This window comes from Pseudomonas sp. DWRC2-2 (assembly GCF_049897885.1).
In the GTDB taxonomy this organism is placed as follows: domain Bacteria; phylum Pseudomonadota; class Gammaproteobacteria; order Pseudomonadales; family Pseudomonadaceae; genus Aquipseudomonas; species Aquipseudomonas azotoformans_A.
This window is the reverse complement of sequence record NZ_JAFCXD010000004.1, coordinates 579,415-597,128: the sequence shown is the minus strand read 5'-3', so window position 1 is coordinate 597,128 and position 17,714 is coordinate 579,415. Positions and strand designations below refer to the sequence as shown.

At 61.6% G+C, this 17,714-nt stretch carries 14 protein-coding genes; 13 read left to right on the top strand and 1 reads right to left on the bottom strand.

Annotation, left to right across the window (positions count from 1 at the left end; all coding sequences use genetic code 11):
* The first annotated feature begins 85 nt into the window (after positions 1-85).
* From ACP7EW_RS21445 to ACP7EW_RS21385, 13 genes are all read left to right on the top strand, one after another.
* Entirely contained in the window at positions 86-1,756 is a 1,671-nt protein-coding gene (locus tag ACP7EW_RS21445) for a response regulator (RefSeq protein WP_033897341.1), read from the top strand.
* A 1,466-nt stretch (positions 1,757-3,222) separates the two neighbouring features.
* Positions 3,223-3,771 (top strand): methyl-accepting chemotaxis protein, encoded by a 549-nt coding sequence (locus tag ACP7EW_RS21440; RefSeq protein ID WP_405045891.1) that lies wholly within the window; start codon positions 3,223-3,225, stop codon positions 3,769-3,771.
* Between the two features lie 145 nt (positions 3,772-3,916).
* Positions 3,917-4,372 carry a type II 3-dehydroquinate dehydratase gene (gene aroQ, locus ACP7EW_RS21435; RefSeq protein ID WP_010213488.1) on the top strand — a complete coding sequence of 152 codons (456 nt, stop codon included), beginning with the start codon at positions 3,917-3,919 and terminating at the stop codon, positions 4,370-4,372.
* Positions 4,373-4,396: 24 nt separating this feature from the next.
* Positions 4,397-4,858, top strand: coding sequence for an acetyl-CoA carboxylase biotin carboxyl carrier protein (accB, locus tag ACP7EW_RS21430; protein WP_017136744.1), 462 nt, complete (start codon positions 4,397-4,399; stop codon positions 4,856-4,858).
* Positions 4,859-4,875: 17 nt separating this feature from the next.
* Complete coding sequence (accC, locus tag ACP7EW_RS21425; RefSeq protein WP_010213490.1) at positions 4,876-6,237, top strand: acetyl-CoA carboxylase biotin carboxylase subunit; 1,362 nt, start codon at positions 4,876-4,878, stop codon at positions 6,235-6,237.
* Between the two features lie 310 nt (positions 6,238-6,547).
* Entirely contained in the window at positions 6,548-7,426 is an 879-nt protein-coding gene (gene prmA / locus ACP7EW_RS21420; RefSeq protein ID WP_426219505.1) for a 50S ribosomal protein L11 methyltransferase, read from the top strand.
* A gap of 30 nt (positions 7,427-7,456) precedes the next feature.
* On the top strand, positions 7,457-8,689 hold the full coding sequence (locus ACP7EW_RS21415) for a DUF3426 domain-containing protein (RefSeq protein ID WP_426219503.1): 1,233 nt from the start codon (positions 7,457-7,459) through the stop codon (positions 8,687-8,689).
* Between the two features lie 185 nt (positions 8,690-8,874).
* A complete protein-coding gene (gene dusB, locus ACP7EW_RS21410) occupies positions 8,875-9,888 on the top strand; it encodes a tRNA dihydrouridine synthase DusB (protein ID WP_016976994.1) in 1,014 nt (337 codons plus the stop codon).
* Positions 9,885-10,205: a DNA-binding transcriptional regulator Fis gene (fis, locus tag ACP7EW_RS21405; RefSeq protein WP_002555375.1), complete on the top strand. Its 321-nt coding sequence runs from the start codon at positions 9,885-9,887 to the stop codon at positions 10,203-10,205. The genes dusB and fis overlap by 4 nt, the downstream gene beginning before the upstream one ends.
* An 82-nt stretch (positions 10,206-10,287) precedes the next feature.
* The gene (gene purH, locus ACP7EW_RS21400) at positions 10,288-11,895 is read left to right on the top strand and encodes a bifunctional phosphoribosylaminoimidazolecarboxamide formyltransferase/IMP cyclohydrolase (RefSeq protein WP_177077401.1); all 1,608 of its coding nucleotides are present in this window, start codon (positions 10,288-10,290) and stop codon (positions 11,893-11,895) included.
* Positions 11,896-11,915: 20 nt separating this feature from the next.
* Entirely contained in the window at positions 11,916-13,208 is a 1,293-nt protein-coding gene (gene purD, locus ACP7EW_RS21395) for a phosphoribosylamine--glycine ligase (protein WP_426219500.1), read from the top strand.
* A gap of 100 nt (positions 13,209-13,308) precedes the next feature.
* Entirely contained in the window at positions 13,309-16,080 is a 2,772-nt protein-coding gene (locus tag ACP7EW_RS21390; RefSeq protein ID WP_314531990.1) for a hybrid sensor histidine kinase/response regulator, read from the top strand.
* A 165-nt stretch (positions 16,081-16,245) separates the two neighbouring features.
* A complete protein-coding gene (locus ACP7EW_RS21385; RefSeq protein ID WP_003171467.1) occupies positions 16,246-16,842 on the top strand; it encodes a MarC family protein in 597 nt (198 codons plus the stop codon).
* Here the strand turns inward: ACP7EW_RS21385 and ACP7EW_RS21380 are convergent.
* Positions 16,839-17,618 carry a hypothetical protein gene (locus ACP7EW_RS21380; protein WP_426219498.1) on the bottom strand — a complete coding sequence of 260 codons (780 nt, stop codon included), beginning with the start codon at positions 17,616-17,618 and terminating at the stop codon, positions 16,839-16,841. The genes ACP7EW_RS21385 and ACP7EW_RS21380 overlap by 4 nt on opposite strands.
* Positions 17,619-17,714: the final 96 nt, after the last annotated feature.

Below are 17,714 nucleotides of genomic sequence, written 5' to 3'. Positions count from 1 at the left end.
CGTATGACACTCATCCTATGGAAAAGAGGTGCTAGCATAGAGCCATCAGTCGACCTCAGCATGCACCCTAACTAGTAGTCAGGATATGACCGAGCCAGAAGACCCCAGCCGTGAGCGCCTCAAGCAGCATTTTGCCCAGCGGGTAATTCATCAGGCACGTCAAATTCTTGAGATCTGGCAGCGCCTGCAACGCAGCGAATGGTCCGGCGCCGACCTGTCCGAACTCAGCGAGGCCAATTTGCGCCTGCTGCGTTTTGCCGAGCGCTTCGAACAGCCGGAACACGGCCAGTTGGCGCGTCATATCGGTGAATCCCTCAAGGCGGTGGACGAAAACCGTGGCCGCTTGAGCAGCCACCTGATCACCGAACTCAACCGCTTGATGCAGCGCCTGTCCCGTACCGGCCTGCGCCAGGGCGACCAGCTCGAACAAACCTTCCTGCCGCCGATGCGCAAGCCGATCTACGTGATGCTGGCCGATCACGACCGCGCCGAGCGGCTGGCCAAGCAGCTGGAATTCTTTGGCATGAGTGCTCAGTCCCTCGACAGCGTGGCGGCCTTTCGCGCGTCAATGGCCGAGCGCCTGCCTTCGGCGATTGTGATGGACGTAGACTTCTGTGGCACTGGCCTGGGCCTCAAGCTCGCCGCCGAAGCCCAGGAAGGCCTGGAGCAAAAGCTGCCGCTGCTGTTTTTCAGCCTGCACGAAACCGATACCCCGACCCGCCTCGCCGCCGTGCGCGCTGGCGGCCAGGAATTCCTCACCGGCACGCTGGAAGCCTCCAGCCTGCTGGAAAAGATCGAAGTGCTGACCTGCGTCGCCCAATATGAACCGTACAAAGTGCTGATCATCGACGACTCCCGGGCCCAGGCGCTGCACACCGAGCGCCTGCTCAACAGCGCCGGCATCGTCACCCGCACGCTGATCGAGCCGATCCAGGCCATGGCCGAACTGGCGGACTTCCAGCCCGACCTGATCATCCTCGACATGTACATGCCCGCCTGTACCGGCACCGAACTGGCCAAGGTCATCCGCCACAACGACCGTTATGTGAGCGTGCCGATCATTTACCTGTCGGCCGAAGACGACCTGGACAAACAGCTGGACGCCATGAGCGAAGGCGGCGACGACTTCCTCACCAAGCCGATCAAGCCGCGCCACCTGATCACCACCGTGCGCAACCGCGCCGCGCGTGCGCGCAACCTCAAGGCGCGGATGGTGCGCGACAGCCTGACCGGCCTGTACAACCACACCCACATCCTGCAATTGCTCGAAGACTGCAGCTTCCGCGCCCGCCGCGAGAACAAGCCGTTGAGCTTTGCCATGCTCGATATCGACCACTTCAAGCGGGTCAACGATAGCCACGGCCACCCCATGGGTGACCGTGTGATCAAGAGCCTGGCGCTGTTTCTCAAGCAGCGCCTGCGCAAGACGGATTACATCGGGCGCTACGGTGGTGAAGAGTTCGCCATTGTGATGCCGGACACCGACCTGGAATCGGCGTGCAAAGTACTGGATGAAATCCGTGGGCGCTTTGCCGAAATCCACTACCCCGCCCAACCCCAGGACTTGTGGTGCACCTTCAGCGCCGGGCTGGTGGAGCTATGCGATGGTTCCGACAGCTTGATGATGGCGGCCCAGGCCGACGAGGCGCTGTACCGCGCCAAGGATGCGGGACGCAACCGGGTGCAAGCCGCGCGCACATCAAAGCAAAGTGCCACCTTTTCACCAGAATCCACTGATTCGGTCATAACCCTGTAATGAAAACGCAATAACTTCAGGCACTTATCTTTTGCTGTCGGTTGAAACCACGCATGCGCCTGAAGCTGCTGACCAATCTGAACACCCTTCTTCTGGTGGCCGTGTGCCTGGCACTGGGCGCGACCCTGTGGTGGTCGCAGCGCGCGCTGGAACGGCCGTATTTGCTGATGGAGCGCTACCTGGGGTTGTCCCAGACGTTCCAGAACCAGGCCGCGCGCAATATCGACGACTACCTGTCCAGCGGCGACGCCCTGCGCTTGAGCAGCGCCAGCCAAAGCCTGGAAAGCCTGTTGCAGCATCTGGATGAGTTGCCAGCGGACCTCGCGCAAAACCTACGCCCGAGCTTGGTGGACCTGGATGCATTCAGCAAGACCGACTTGCTGGCGGCCGGCAAACTGGCGGGCGATCCTCAAGCCTTGTTGCTCCAGGCCGAACGCGAATTAGGCGCGAACCTGGAGCAATTGAGTCAGTACGCCATTGGCGTGAATTCGGCTGAAGCGACCCGTTATCTGCCGCCTTTGCTGGCTGCGTCGCAGCACCTGGGCAAACTGTCCCTGGCCCGCGACAAGCTGGTGAGCAGTGGGCGCGCGGAACTGGCCGATGATGTGGAGCGCGAAGTCAGCAACATCCGCAGCCAAGCCGATGTGCTGGAACAGCTGCCGTTGCTGGGTGTGAAAGCCCGCGCCGAATCCAGCGCCGACGACTTTTCCGCGCTGATGGGCCTGGAGAACACCGAGAAAACCGAAGCCCAGGACACAGGCGTCGACCTCAAGCGCGAGCTCAACAGCCTGCTCACCCGCTACCCCGCCGAACTCAAGCGCACTCGCGAACAGATCCAGCAACGCACCGACCTGGCCGCCAAGACCCACCAGAAAATCGACACCGTGCAACAAGCCATCGCCGGTCTGGAACCGGTGGTGCGCGCGCAGCACGGCAAGATCCAAGGCGAAGTGCGCCTGATGCAAGGCGTGATGATCGGCCTGATCCTGCTGATCGCGCTGCTGATCGACACCCTGCAACGCCGCCTGGCACGGGTGCTGACCAACCTGGCACCGGCCCTGTCGACCTGGGCCGAGGGTGATTTCAGCCAGCCGATTGCCCTGGGCAAGACCAACCGCGAGCTGCACGACATCGAAGCCTCCCTGAACCGCCTACGGGCTTACCTGGTGGATTTGGTCGGCACCATTCGCGGCAATGCCGAGGAAGTCGCCGGCAGCAGCCGTGCGTTGGCCGAACTGAGCAGCGGCCTGCACGACGGGGCCGAACGCCAGGCCGGGGATACCGCGCAGATCCGTGATTCGCTGGGTGAGCTGGAAGCGACCATCCAGCAAGTGGCGGGCGATGCCAGCCAGGCGGCGGGCGCCAGTCGCAGTGCCGGTCAGGCGGTGGAGCAAGGCCAACGCGTGATCGGCCTGAGCCTGACCGGGCTGCACGCCCTGGTGGGCGAAGTGCAGCAGAATGCGCAGATGATCGAAAAACTCGCCGAAGAATCCGCCACCATCGGCGGCGTGCTGACGGTGATCCGCTCGATTGCCGACCAGACCAACCTGCTCGCCCTCAACGCCGCCATCGAGGCCGCCCGCGCCGGTGAGGCCGGACGTGGTTTTGCCGTGGTGGCCGACGAAGTCCGCTCCCTGGCCCAGCGCACCGCCGGCGCCACCGCAGAGATCCAGACCCTGATCGCCGGCCTGCAAAGCGCCGCCCATCAATCGGTGCAAGGCATGCGTGCCCAGGTCGAGCACGCCGAGGCCACCGCCCAGCAAGCCCAGGCAGCGGACGGCGCGCTGGATGAAATCGTCGGGGCTATCCAGACCATTTCCGACACCGCCGTGCGCATCGCCGATGTGACGGCACAGCAGAGTGGGGCCGTCAGTGAGATTCGCGACAACAGCGAGCGGATTCACCAGTTGGGTGAGGACAACTTGCTGCGAATCGGCCAAGGCCGCAGCCAAGGTGAGCACTTGCTGGTGCTGGGTGGGCAGCTCAACACCGCCGTGCAGGCGTTTCGTGTGTAACTGACCGAATCCGGCCTCACAGTCACAAATTTCGCGCTATCCTCGCTAATCGTGCTGCCTACTGCATAGAACTGGACAGTCACAAAGGCTTTGCGGCATAGTCGCCGGGTTCTGCCGTACCCACATCAATAACAAGGAACAGCCGATGGCGACCTTACTGGTTCTTCACGGACCCAACCTGAACCTGCTCGGCACCCGTGAACCGGGCGTCTACGGGGCAGTCACCCTGGACCAGATCAACCTCGACCTGGAACGCAGGGCGCGTGAAGCCGGCCACCATCTGCTCTACCTGCAAAGCAATGCCGAGTACGAATTGATTGATCGCATCCATGCCGCGCGTGGCGAAGGCGTGGACTTTATCCTGATCAATCCCGCCGCTTTTACACACACAAGCGTTGCATTACGTGACGCATTGCTGGCGGTGAGCATCCCATTCATCGAAGTGCATTTGTCGAACGTGCACAAACGCGAAGCTTTCCGCCATCACTCCTACTTCTCCGACGTAGCGGTAGGTGTGATCTGCGGCCTTGGCGCCAGCGGTTACCGACTGGCCCTGGAGGCCGCCCTGGAACAACTTGAACAACCGGCCAAGCGCCCCTGACCGACCCTTGGGAGTTGATGATTCATGGATATCCGTAAAGTTAAGAAACTGATCGAACTGCTGGAAGAATCCGGTATCGACGAGCTGGAAATCAAGGAAGGCGAAGAGTCCGTACGGATCAGCCGCCACAGCAAGACCCCGGCCCAACAGTTCTACGCGCCACAGATGCAAGCACCGGCGCCGGCTGCTGCTCCAGCCGCCGCACCTGCTGCTGCCGCTGCACCTGCCGCTCCAGCTGCTCCTGCGCTGAACGGTTTCGTGGTCAAGTCGCCAATGGTCGGTACCTTCTACCGCACCCCGGCACCGACCTCGCCAGCCTTCGTTGAAGTCGGCGCAACCGTGAAAGTGGGCGACACCATCTGCATCGTTGAAGCGATGAAGATGATGAACCACATCACCGCGGAAAAAGCCGGCGTCATCGAATCCATCCTGGTAGAAAACGGTCAGCCGGTTGAGTACGACCAGCCGCTGTTCACCATCGTTTGAACCGCGGAGCGCCTTCGATGTTGAAACCTGCGAAGAAACTGCAAAAAGTCCTGATCGCCAACCGCGGCGAGATCGCGCTGCGTATCCTGCGCGCCTGTAAGGAAGAGGGCATCAAGACCGTCGCTGTTTACTCGACGGCCGATACCGAATTGATGCACGTGAAACTGGCGGACGAAAGCATCTGCATCGGCCCGCCACTGGCCACGAACTCGTACCTGAAAGTCTCGAACATCATCGCGGCCGCGGAAGTGACCGGCGCTGATGGCATCCACCCTGGCTACGGCTTCCTCGCGGAAAACGCCGATTTCGCCGAACAGGTGGAAAAGTCCGGCTTCGCCTTCATCGGCCCGAAAGCCGAAACCATTCGCCTGATGGGTGACAAGGTTTCTGCCAAGGACGCCATGATCGCGGCCGGCGTGCCAACCGTTCCAGGTTCCGACGGCCCACTGCCGGAAGACGAGGAAACCGCTCTGCGCATTGGTCGCGAAGTCGGCTACCCGGTGATCATCAAGGCCGCCGGTGGCGGTGGTGGTCGCGGCATGCGCGTGGTGCACAAGGAAGAAGACCTGATCGAAGCGGCCAAGCAGACTCGCTCCGAAGCGGGCGCCTGGTTCGGCAACCCGATGGTCTACCTGGAGAAGTACCTGACCAACCCACGTCACGTGGAAGTGCAAGTACTGTCCGACGGTCAAGGCCACGCCATCCACCTGGGCGACCGCGATTGCTCGCTGCAACGTCGTCACCAGAAGGTTCTGGAAGAAGCTCCGGCACCAGGCCTGGATGAAAAAGCGCGTCAGGAAGTACTGGCTCGTTGCGTCAAGGCGTGCATCGACATCAACTACCGTGGCGCGGGCACTTTCGAGTTCCTGTACGAGAACGGTCGTTTCTACTTCATCGAGATGAACACTCGCGTGCAGGTAGAGCACCCGGTGTCGGAGATGGTCACCGGTATCGACATCGTCAAGGAGATGCTCAGCATCGCCGCCGGCAACCCGCTGTCCTTCACCCAAGACGACGTGAAGATGCACGGCCACTCCCTGGAGTGCCGCATCAACGCCGAAGACCCGAAAACCTTTATCCCAAGCCCTGGCCTGGTCAAGCATTTCCACGCGCCCGGCGGCAACGGCGTACGTGTGGATTCGCACCTGTACAGCGGCTACAAGGTTCCGTCCAACTACGACTCGCTGATCGGCAAGCTGATCACCTGGGGCGCCACCCGCGACGAGGCCATGGCCCGTATGCGCAACGCCCTGGATGAAATCGTGGTTGACGGCATCAAGACCAACATCCCGCTGCACCGGGACCTGGTCCGTGATGAAGGCTTCTGCGAAGGTGGTGTGAACATTCACTACCTGGAACACAAGCTGGCTAACCAGTAAGTGCTCCACCCAACAAAGCCGCCTTCGGGCGGTTTTGTTGTTTCTGAAAGGCAGTACAATTTCTGTGGCGAGCGGGCTTGCCCCGCGCTGGGTGGCGAAGCCGCCCCAAAGCCTGCCGACGCGTTTCAACTGGATGAATGCGGTGTCTGGATTAGGGCCGCTTCGCGCCCCAACGCGGGGCAAGCCCGCTCACCACAACAAGCCCACTCACAGCAAAAGCCTCCCTCGCCACAGATCATGCTCTCGCGTAAACTCCCGCGCTTTCGCGACAGATGTAGTCGCACATTCATTTTTTTCAAAGGTGCCCGCCATGCCTTGGCTGCAAGTCCGTCTCGCCATCAGCCCAGAACAAGCCGAAACCTATGAAGACGCTTTCCTTGAAGTCGGCGCCGTTTCGGTGACCTTCATGGACGCCGAAGACCAGCCGATCTTCGAACCTGAACTCAACACCACCCCGCTGTGGTCCCACACCCATTTGCTGGCCCTGTTCGAAGACGGCACCGATGCCGCCGCCGTGCTGGCCCACATGGAACTGCTCACCGGCGGCCCGCTGCCGGAGCATCACAGCGAAGTCATCGAAGACCAGGACTGGGAACGCAGCTGGATGGACAACTTCCAGCCGATGCGTTTCGGCCAGCGCCTGTGGATCGTGCCGAGCTGGCACGCCGCGCCTGAGCCAGACGCGGTCAACCTGCTGCTCGATCCGGGCCTGGCGTTCGGCACCGGCACCCACCCCACTACCGCGCTGTGCCTGGAGTGGCTGGACGGCCAGGACCTGACCGACAGCCACGTGCTGGACTTCGGCTGCGGCTCGGGGATCCTGGCGATTGCCGCGCTGTTGCTGGGCGCCAAGGAAGCCGTGGGCACCGATATCGACGTGCAGGCCCTGGAAGCCTCCCGCGATAACGCCGGACGCAACAATGTCCCTGAAGGCAAATTCCCACTGTATTTGCCTGAACACTTGCCCCAGGTGCAGGCCGACGTACTGGTCGCCAATATCCTCGCCGGCCCGCTGGTGTCCCTGGCACCGCAATTGTCGAGCCTGGTCAAGCCGGGCGGGCGCCTGGCGCTGTCGGGCATCCTGGCCGAGCAAGGCGAAGACGTCGCTGCTGCCTACGCCAAGGATTTCGAGCTGGACCCGATCGCCAACCGCGATGGCTGGGTACGCATCAGCGGTCGTCGGCGCTAGAATGAGCGCTTGCCTGAATCGGATAGCCGCATGACCGACAGTTTCGTCACCCAGTGCCCGCACTGCCAAGCCCGCTTTCGCGTCAACCACGCTCAATTGAGCGTGGCCCGTGGCGTGGTGCGCTGTGGCTCGTGCCTGCAAGTGTTCAATGCCGCTCGTCAGTTGCTGGAGCAGCGCGGCCAGGCGTCCGCGCCTGAGCCGCAAGTGCCAGAAGTGCCGGCAGAGCTGACGCCTGAGCCCGCGCGAGCCATCAGCCAGAAGCAGTGGACTGCCGAAGAGCTGGACCTGGACAACCTGGACCTGGACGAAGAACTGGCCAAGCTGGAACGCCGCGAGATTCAGCACACGTTGCCGATGGGCGCAGATCGTCGCCAGCCCGGCACCGACCGCCGCCAAAAGGAAGAATCCTTCAGCGCCAGCCGCGACACGGTCAAGGCCGAAGAAGAGAAATGGGCGGCGAGCCTGTTCAGCGAGCCGCCTGAAGAGCGTATTCACGTCACTGAAGACGCGCCCGAACCTGCGACTCAGCAGCGCACCGAACCCTCCATGTCGTTCCACACCGACGATATCGACGATGAGCCGCCACTGCGCTCAACGCCCGACGATGACGAGATCGACCCGCCGTTTACGCCGCTGACCCAATCGGCCGATGACGTAGAACCCGAAGAACGCCCCAAACCCCGTCGCAAGCGCTCGCGCGCCGAAACGAGCGTGCAAGACGACCAACTGTTGGACCTCGAAGACGACCCGCTGCACCTCTACGCACAAAAGCGCTCGTCGGGCTGGGGCCGTCGCCTGGTCTGGCTGTTGCTGGTCCTGATCGCCGCCGGCGGTCTTGCCGGCCAGTACATCGCCTATCAATTCGACGACCTGGCCCGCCAGGACGCCTATCGCCCGTGGTTCCAGCAACTGTGCCCCACACTGGGCTGCACCGTGCCATCACGGGTCGATATCGCCCACATCAAGAGCAGCAACCTGGTGGTACGCAGCCACCCGGATTTCGCCGGGGCACTGGTGGTGGACGCGATCATCTATAACCGCGCGACCTTCTCCCAGCCCTTTCCGCTGCTGGAGCTGCGGTTTGCCGATTTGAATGGCGGCCTGATTGCCAGTCGTCGCTTCAAGCCCGCTGAATACCTCAGCGGTGAGTTGGCCGGTGTTAGCGAAATGCCCTCGCAAACCCCGATCCATATCTCCCTGGACATCCTCGATCCCGGCAACAAAGCCGTGAATTACAGCCTGAGCTTTCACTCGCCCGAGTGAATCGGTTCGTGCATTGAGATTTGACGGCAGGTTATTGACTTTCCTTTGCGCAACCAAACCGGTGGCGATAAAGAAATAACTGTTCAGATTTTATCCAATTCAGCCTTTATCCAGTCATCGAGAGCGGGTATCATGCCAACCCTTTTTCGAACTCTAATGATCCGGCCCCACAACAGGGAAGTCCTATGTCGGCGGTACGCATCGGCCCATATACATTGCAGAACGGCTTGATCCTCGCCCCGATGGCGGGGGTTACCGACCAGCCCTTTCGTCAGCTGTGCAAGCGTTTGGGCGCAGGTCTTGTAGTCTCGGAAATGGTCACCAGCGACATGAGCTTGTGGAACACCCGCAAATCGCGGATGCGCATGATCCACGAAGGTGATCCCGAGCCGCGCTCGGTACAGATCGCCGGTGGCGATGCACAGATGCTGGCGGATGCGGCCCGGGCCAACGTGGAGTTGGGGGCGCAGATCATCGACATCAACATGGGCTGCCCGGCCAAGAAGGTCTGTAACAAGGCTGCCGGTTCCGCGCTGTTGAAAGATGAGCAATTGGTTGCCGAGATCCTGCAGGCCGTTGTCGCCGCAGTGGATGTGCCGGTCACCCTGAAGATCCGTACCGGTTGGGACCGGGACAACAAGAACGGCCTGACAGTGGCGAAGATCGCTGAACAGGCAGGCATTACAGCGCTGGCGGTGCATGGCCGCACCCGCGCCGACCTTTACACCGGTGAAGCCGAGTACGACACCATCGCCGCGATCAAGCAGGCGGTGTCGATGCCGGTGTTTGCCAATGGCGACATCGACTCCGCCGAGAAAGCCCGGCGCGTACTGCACGCGACCGGTGCCGATGGCTTGTTGATTGGCCGGGCTGCCCAGGGGCGGCCATGGATTTTTCGTGAGATCGAGCATTTTCTGCGTACTGGCGAAGTGTTGCCGGCACCGGAGCTGATCGAGGTGGAACGTATTCTGCTAGAGCATCTGGCCGCCCTGCACGCCTTCTATGGGGACGTGATGGGAGTACGCATTGCTCGAAAGCATGTCGGCTGGTATCTCGCAACCCTGCCGGGCGCCAGGGAGTTTCGCGCCCACTTCAATCGTTTGGATGATACGGAAGCACAGTGCGCCAACGTTCGTGAGTTCTTCAGCGAGCGTTACAAGAGCCTGGGGACAGGGGACGGAGAGGGGGTGGCCGCATGACGATGATGACCGAGACTTTAGTGAGTGGAACAACACCCGTGAGCGACAACGTCAATTTGAAACAGCACCTCAACACGCCGAGCGAAGAAGGCCAGACCCTTCGCGGGAGTGTCGAGAAGGCGCTGCACAATTATTTCGCCCACCTTGAGGGCGCTTCCGTCACGGACGTGTACAACCTGGTGCTCTCCGAAGTCGAGGCGCCCTTGCTCGAAAGCGTGATGAACTACGTCAAGGGCAACCAGACCAAAGCCAGTGAGCTGCTGGGCCTCAACCGTGGCACCTTGCGCAAAAAGCTCAAGCAGTACGATTTGTTGTAAGCATTCAATCAAACCAGAAAGGCGCCCGCGTAAAAAACGGTCGCCTTTTTTGCTGACTCCTTTGCTTTTGATGGAAATTGAAATGACCGACCAGACTACCCGCCTGCCGATCCGCCGCGCCTTGATCAGTGTCTCCGACAAGACCGGGATCCTCGAATTTGCCCGGGAGCTGGAAGCCCTGGGCGTGGAAATCCTCTCCACGGGCGGGACCTTCAAACTGCTGCAGGACAACGGCGTGGCCGCAGTGGAAGTGGCGGACTACACCGGTTTCGCAGAAATGATGGACGGTCGGGTCAAGACCCTGCACCCGAAAATCCACGGCGGCATCCTTGGCCGTCGCGGCACCGACGACGCGATCATGGCCGAGCACGGCATCAAGCCGATCGACCTGGTGGCCGTTAACCTCTACCCGTTCGAAGCCACCATCAACAAGCCAGGCTGCGACCTGCCGACCGCCATCGAAAACATCGATATCGGCGGCCCGACCATGGTGCGCTCGGCGGCCAAGAACCACAAAGACGTGGCCATCGTGGTCAACGCCAGTGATTACGCCAACGTGCTGGAAAGCCTGAAAGCCGGTGGCCTGACCTACGCCCAGCGTTTCGACCTGATGCTCAAGGCGTTCGAACACACCGCCGCCTACGACGGCATGATCGCCAACTACATGGGCACTGTTAACCAGGCGGCTGAAACACTGTCCACCGAAGGCCGCAGCCAGTTCCCGCGCACCTTCAACAGCCAGTTCATCAAGGCCCAGGAAATGCGCTACGGCGAGAACCCGCACCAGAGCGCGGCGTTCTACGTAGAAGCCAAGCCGGCCGAAGTGGGCATCGCCACCGCGACCCAGCTGCAAGGCAAGGAGCTGTCCTACAACAACGTGGCCGACACCGACGCCGCGCTGGAATGTGTGAAGAGCTTCGTCAAGCCCGCCTGTGTGATCGTCAAGCACGCCAACCCGTGCGGCGTGGCCGTCAGCCCTGACGCTGAAGGCGGTATCCGCCAGGCGTACGAACTGGCCTATGCCACCGACACCGAGTCGGCGTTCGGCGGCATCATCGCCTTCAACCGTGAGCTGGATGCCGAGACCGCCAAGGCGATCGTCGAGCGTCAGTTCGTTGAAGTGATCATCGCCCCAAGCGTCAGCGAGGAAGCCCGCGCCATCGTGGCGGCCAAAGCCAACGTGCGCCTGCTGGCCTGCGGCGAATGGTCGGCTGAACGTGCCGCTGCCTGGGACTACAAGCGCGTCAATGGCGGCTTGCTGGTACAGAGCCGCGACATCGGCATGATCGGCAGCGAAGACCTGAAAGTCGTGACCCAGCGCGCACCGACCGAACAAGAGATCAACGACCTGATCTTCGCCTGGAAAGTGGCCAAGTACGTTAAATCCAACGCCATCGTCTACGCCAAGAATCGCCAGACCATCGGTGTCGGCGCCGGCCAGATGAGCCGCGTGAACTCGGCGCGTATCGCCGCGATCAAGGCTGAACATGCGGGTTTACAGGTTGTGGGTTCGGTAATGGCTTCCGACGCATTTTTCCCGTTCCGCGACGGCCTGGACAACGCCGCGAAAGCTGGCGTGACCGCCGTGATCCAACCGGGTGGCTCGATGCGTGATGCAGAAGTCATCGCCGCCGCTGATGAAGCCGGCATCGCCATGGTCTTCACCGGCATGCGCCACTTCCGCCACTGACAGAATTTGAGGTTTTTGACATGAATGTTTTGATCATTGGCAGCGGTGGCCGTGAACACGCCCTGGCCTGGAAAGTTGCCCAGGACCCGCGCGTCCAGAAAGTTTTCGTAGCACCCGGCAACGCCGGTACCGCCATTGAAGCCAAGTGCGAGAACGTCGCTATCGACGTGCTGGCCCTTGAGCAGCTGGCCGACTTTGCTGAAAAAAATGTGTCCCTGACCATCGTCGGCCCGGAAGTCCCGCTGGTTGCCGGCGTAGTGGACCTGTTCCGCAGCCGTGGCCTGGATTGCTTCGGCCCAACCGCCGGCGCGGCCCAGTTGGAAGGCTCCAAGGCGTTCACCAAGGACTTCCTGGCGCGCCACAAGATCCCGACCGCCGACTACCAGAACTTCACCGAGATCGAGCCGGCCCTGGCTTACCTGCGTGAAAAAGGTGCACCGATCGTGATCAAGGCCGACGGCCTGGCCGCCGGCAAAGGCGTGATCGTCGCCATGACCCTGCAGGAAGCCGAAGACGCTGTGCGCGACATGCTCGCCGGCAATGCTTTTGGTGACGCCGGTTCGCGCGTAGTGATCGAGGAATTCCTCGACGGCGAAGAAGCCAGCTTTATCGTGATGGTCGACGGCAAGAACGTCCTGCCAATGGCAACCAGCCAGGACCATAAACGCGTCGGCGACGGCGACACCGGCCCGAACACCGGCGGCATGGGTGCCTACTCCCCTGCCCCGGTAGTCACCGCCGACGTGCACCAGCGCGTCATGGACCTGGTGATCTGGCCGACCGTGCGTGGCATGGCCGACGAAGGCAATGTGTACACCGGTTTCCTGTATGCCGGCCTGATGATCGACAAAGCCGGTAACCCGAAAGTCATCGAGTTCAACTGCCGCTTCGGCGACCCGGAAACCCAACCGGTGATGCTGCGTCTGCAATCGAGCCTGGTATTGCTGGTGGAAGCCGCCCTGGCCCAGGCGCTGGACAAGGTAGAAGCCCAGTGGGATCCACGTCCGAGCGTCGGTATTGTGCTGGCGGCCGGTGGCTACCCTGCCGATTACGCCAAGGGCGACGTGATTGTAGGTCTCGACGCGGCTGCTACGCTGGAAGGCAAAGTGTTCCATGCGGGCACTGCGCTCAAGGATGGCCAGGTCGTGACCGCCGGTGGCCGTGTGTTGTGCGCTACCGCCATGGGCGCCAGCGTCGACGCCGCGCAGCAACAGGCTTATAAGCTGGCTGCAAAAATCGACTGGAAAGGCTGCTTCTATCGCAAGGACATCGGCTATCGCGCCATTGCGCGGGAGCGTGGCGAAAGCCAGTAAGCCGCTATCCGTTCGGCTAGGCAAGGGCCTCTGGCCCTTGCCGTATGCAGGCCTACCCGCGCATAGTTAACCGTGCATCAACCTACGAAGGGATTTCGCCGTGCGCTGGCTCAGGATCGCCATAGGTTTCACTGTCAGTCTGCTGACACTGCTCTGCTTGTTCCCGGCCCAGGCCGCCGCGCAAGGCAGTGGCTGGGCAGTATTGCTTGATGAACAGGCCGACCTGCAACTGAGCGACATCCGTTCCTCGCGCTACACCAATCAATTCAGCCCCATCGAACTGGACCGCCTTACCGCCGCGGAACCGGACGGTGCGTTGTGGGTGCGTTTCAAGCTGCAACCCGGCAAGCACGAACAAGTGCTGCGGGTTTTTGCCCCGGATTTGTCCCACCTGAGCCTCTATGTACTGGACGGCGACACCCTGGTGGAGCAACAAAGCACCGGCACACGCCAGCCCCAGGCCGAGCGCCCATTGCCCAGCAGCGACTTCATGCTGCCGATGCCCCAGAGCCAGAAACCCTTAGAGGTCTACCTGCGCCTGGTCTCGGAACATGAACTGCGCCCGTATATCACCCTGGAACCGGCCGTGCTCGCCGCCGCCGACCAGACGCAGACGCTGATCTACGGCCTGCTGTTCGGCTGTCTGCTGATGCTGATCCTGCACAACCTCACGCGTTTCGCCTACCACCGCTCGCGCAGCAGCCTGTGGCTGGCGGCCTGCGAAATCCTGCTGATGCTCAGCCTCGCGCTGCTGCTGAACCTGATCGGCCCTTGGCTGCCGAACTGGCACGCTATCCAGACCCCCGGCGCCTACCTGGCCCTGTTGCTGACCGCGCCGTGCGGGCTGATGTTTGCCTACCGGTTCTTCATGCCTTTGGGGCCACACCCGCTGAACAAGCTGTTGATGGCCGACATCCTGTTCATCGTGCTGTGCGGCCTGCTGCTGTTGTTCGTCAACACCCTGCCGCTGAACATCATCACCTATGCCCTGGTGGCCCTGGCCGGCTTGAGCATGTTGTTCGTCTCGGCCTACCACTGGCAGAAAGGCTACCGTCCGGCCCGCCTGTTCGTGGCGGCGATGGTGGTGTTCAACATCGGCACGCTGATCATCCTGCCTGCACTGCTGGGCCTGACGATGGTCTCGCCCCAGGGCCTGATCGTCACGTTGCTGGCCTTCATCTGCCTCAGCGGCCTGTTGATGAGCCTGGCGCTGGGCGAACGCCAGCGCGCGATTGTCGAAGCGCGCTTCAGCCTCAGCCGCGACTTGGCGGCGAGCAATGCCGAGATTGCCGCCAAGGCCGAGTTCCTGGCCAAGATCAGCCACGAAATCCGCACCCCCATGAACGGCGTGCTGGGCATGACCGAACTGTTGCTGGGTACGCCGCTGTCGGTGAAACAGCGCGACTACGTGCAGACCATCCACAGCGCGGGTAATGAACTGCTCACGCTGATCAACGAAATCCTCGACATCTCCAAGCTGGAATCCGGCCAGATCGAACTGGATGACGTGCAGTTCGACCTCAACGCGCTGATCGAAGATTGCCTGAGTATTTTCCGCGCCAAGGCTGAACAACAGAACGTCGAGCTGATCAGTTTTATCCAGCCCCAGGTGCCCCGCGTGATCAGCGGCGACCCGACGCGCCTGCGCCAGGCCATGTTGAGCCTGCTGGAAAACGCCCTGCAGAAAACCGACGAAGGCGAAGTGCTGATCGTGGTCGCATTGGATGACCGCAGCACCAAGCCGCGCCTGCGCATCGCCGTGCAGGACAGCGGCCTGCCGATGGAGGCCGCCGAGCGTGACGCGCTGCTGCACAGCGAACTGCACAGCAAGAATTTCTTCTCGGCCACCCGCTTGAACGGTCACCTGGGCCTGGTCATCGCCCGCCAACTGATCCTGCTGATGAACGGCGAGTTCGGCATCAAGAGCGGCAGCCATCAGGGCAGCACCTTGTGGCTGACCCTGCCACTCGACCCGGAACGCCTCGAACACCCAACCTCCGACCTCGACGGCCCGCTCAAGGGTGCGCGGGTGCTGGTGGTGGACGACAACGACACCTGCCGCAAAGTATTGGTGCAGCAATGCTCGGCCTGGGGCCTCAACGTCAGCGCCGTGCCATCGGGCAAGGAAGCCCTGGCACTGCTGCGCACCAAGGCGCACCTGCGCGATTACTTCGACGTGGTGCTGCTGGACCAGAACATGCCCGGCATGACTGGCATGCAACTGGCGGCGAAGATCAAGGAAGACCCGAGCCTGAACCACGACATCCTGCTGATCATGCTCACCGGCATCAGCAACGCGCCGAGCAAGATCATCGCGCGCAATTGCGGGATCAAGCGCATCCTCGCCAAACCCGTGGCCGGCTACACGCTCAAGACCACCCTGGCCGACGAACTGACCCAACGCAGCAAGGGCAACGTTCCACCTCGCCCGGTCCTCAATACGCCGGCGGCCATCACCGTGCCGACGGATTTCCGCATCCTGGTGGCTGAAGACAACAGCATCTCCACCAAAGTGATCCGTGGCATGCTCGGTAAGCTCAATCTCAACCCGGACACTGCCAGCAATGGCGAAGAAGCGCTGGAAGCGATGAAAGCCCAGCGCTATGACTTGGTGTTGATGGACTGTGAAATGCCGATCCTCGATGGCTTCTCGGCCACCCAGCAACTGCGCGCGTGGGAAGTCAGCCACCAGCGTATTCGCACACCGGTGGTGGCGCTGACGGCGCACATCCTGTCGGAACATAAAGAACGCGCACGCCAGGCCGGGATGGACGGGCATATGGCCAAGCCGGTGGAGTTGTCGCAGTTGCGTGAGCTGGTGGAGTTCTGGGTGGCGCAGCGTCAACAGCGCCCGGAGCACGCACCTTCTTGACTTGAAATACAGTCCCCATGTGGGAGCGGGCTTGCTCGCGAATGCGGTGGATCAGTTAAAGATGCATTGACTGACACACCGCATTCGCGAGCAAGCCCGCTCCCACATTTGTTCTCTGTCGCCTGATAGACTTCCCCGACTCTTTCTCTGCCGCGAGCCACTCACATGCTCCACGTGTTATTCAGCGTCTACCTGAAAATGCTGGTGCTCTACAGCCCGTTTTTCGTGCTGTCCTGCTTTATCAGCCTGACCCGTGGCTACTCCAGCAAAGAACGGCGCCGCCTGGCGTGGAAGGTGGCGTTGGCGACCCTGGTATCGAGCGTGTTGCTCTACTTGTTCGGCCGCGTGATTTTCAGCGTGTTCGGCATCACCGTCGACGCCTTCCGCATCGGTGCCGGCAGTGTGCTGTTTATCTCCGCCCTGGGCATGGCCCAAGGCAAGTCGGCGGTGCAGACCGACAACGTGCAGCAGGATGTGACCATCGTTCCGCTGACCATTCCCCTCACCGTCGGCCCCGGCACCATCGGTGCGCTGCTGGTCATGGGGGTGAGCCAGCCGCACTGGGATGACAAGCTCACCGCCATCCTCAGTATCGCCCTGGCCAGCCTCACGGTGGGCGTGGTGCTGTACCTGTCCAACCGGATCGAACGCATCCTCGGTGACCAGGGTTTGCAGATTGTCAGTCGGTTGATGGGGTTGTTTGTGTGCGCCCTGGCCGCGCAAATCATCTTCACCGGTGTGCGCGGTTACCTGGTGCCTTAGATCCGGTACTTGGCGATCGCCAACTGCACCTTGTCACCCGCACTCTCGCGCATCAGTTGGATCGTCTTTTCGTTGACCACCGAGGTATTCAGCACCAGGCACGTCTGCCCGCTGAAGGCCTCGAACGAGGAGCTGTCCCACTCCAGGAAGGGCAGCCCTACCTGCTTGCTCACGCCTTGGCTGCTGTAGGTCACCAGCACCATCATCAACTCACCCTCAGTTTCTGCACAGGACGCCAGGCCGAAGTCGCCGCCTTGGTGTACCGCGCTGTTGCGTTTGAACAGTTCGAACGTCCCGGGCGCCTGCTTCAATGCGTCCAAAGCATCGGCCGCCAGTTTCGGCAAAGTGCTCAGCAAGTGCCCGGACAATGAGGTCGACGCCAGCAGGGTGGTGATGATATTCAGCGCCGCCCATTGCACGGTCAGGCCCTTGCCGGAACGTGAAACCCGTTCGAAGCGGCTGCGCACCGGCAGCCACCCCAGGCTGACCATCACCTTGATGAACTCGTCGTACCAACCCTCGGTACCGCGCTGTACTTTCAACACATCGCTGACATAGCTGCTGGCCAGCAAATAGCTCTTGCGCACGTACTCCCGGTTCAAGCCGGACAAGCCTTCGGCAAACGAGATGACACTGTTGTTGACCACGGCGGCGTTGAAGTCGTCCTCTATGTCCAACGGCAAAGCCTTAAGCGCTCCAGACGCTCCCGGCAACTTGTAGGCGGCAATCAATTTGCGCCTTTTTTTATTGTTGATCCTTCTGTGATGTCGCTCCATTTTGGTTCTCCACAAGCACCCCAACTCGGGGCTTATGTCCACCCTAGTCCACTGGCTGGGGCGTTTTCCAGACGACAAACATCCCTTGGCGCACCC

Bases quoted from the DNA above. Each gene is read 5' to 3' on its own strand.
- ACP7EW_RS21445 (WP_033897341.1), top strand. From the start codon at position 86: ATGACCGAGCCAGAAGACCCCAGCCGTGAGCGCCTCAAGCAGCATTTT.
- ACP7EW_RS21440 (WP_405045891.1), top strand. From the start codon at position 3,223: ATGATCGAAAAACTCGCCGAAGAATCCGCCACCATCGGCGGCGTGCTG.
- aroQ (WP_010213488.1), top strand. From the start codon at position 3,917: ATGGCGACCTTACTGGTTCTTCACGGACCCAACCTGAACCTGCTCGGC.
- accB (WP_017136744.1), top strand. From the start codon at position 4,397: ATGGATATCCGTAAAGTTAAGAAACTGATCGAACTGCTGGAAGAATCC.
- accC (WP_010213490.1), top strand. From the start codon at position 4,876: ATGTTGAAACCTGCGAAGAAACTGCAAAAAGTCCTGATCGCCAACCGC.
- prmA (WP_426219505.1), top strand. From the start codon at position 6,548: ATGCCTTGGCTGCAAGTCCGTCTCGCCATCAGCCCAGAACAAGCCGAA.
- ACP7EW_RS21415 (WP_426219503.1), top strand. From the start codon at position 7,457: ATGACCGACAGTTTCGTCACCCAGTGCCCGCACTGCCAAGCCCGCTTT.
- dusB (WP_016976994.1), top strand. From the start codon at position 8,875: ATGTCGGCGGTACGCATCGGCCCATATACATTGCAGAACGGCTTGATC.
- fis (WP_002555375.1), top strand. From the start codon at position 9,885: ATGACGATGATGACCGAGACTTTAGTGAGTGGAACAACACCCGTGAGC.
- purH (WP_177077401.1), top strand. From the start codon at position 10,288: ATGACCGACCAGACTACCCGCCTGCCGATCCGCCGCGCCTTGATCAGT.
- purD (WP_426219500.1), top strand. From the start codon at position 11,916: ATGAATGTTTTGATCATTGGCAGCGGTGGCCGTGAACACGCCCTGGCC.
- ACP7EW_RS21385 (WP_003171467.1), top strand. From the start codon at position 16,246: ATGCTCCACGTGTTATTCAGCGTCTACCTGAAAATGCTGGTGCTCTAC.
- ACP7EW_RS21380 (WP_426219498.1), bottom strand. From the start codon at position 17,618: ATGGAGCGACATCACAGAAGGATCAACAATAAAAAAAGGCGCAAATTG.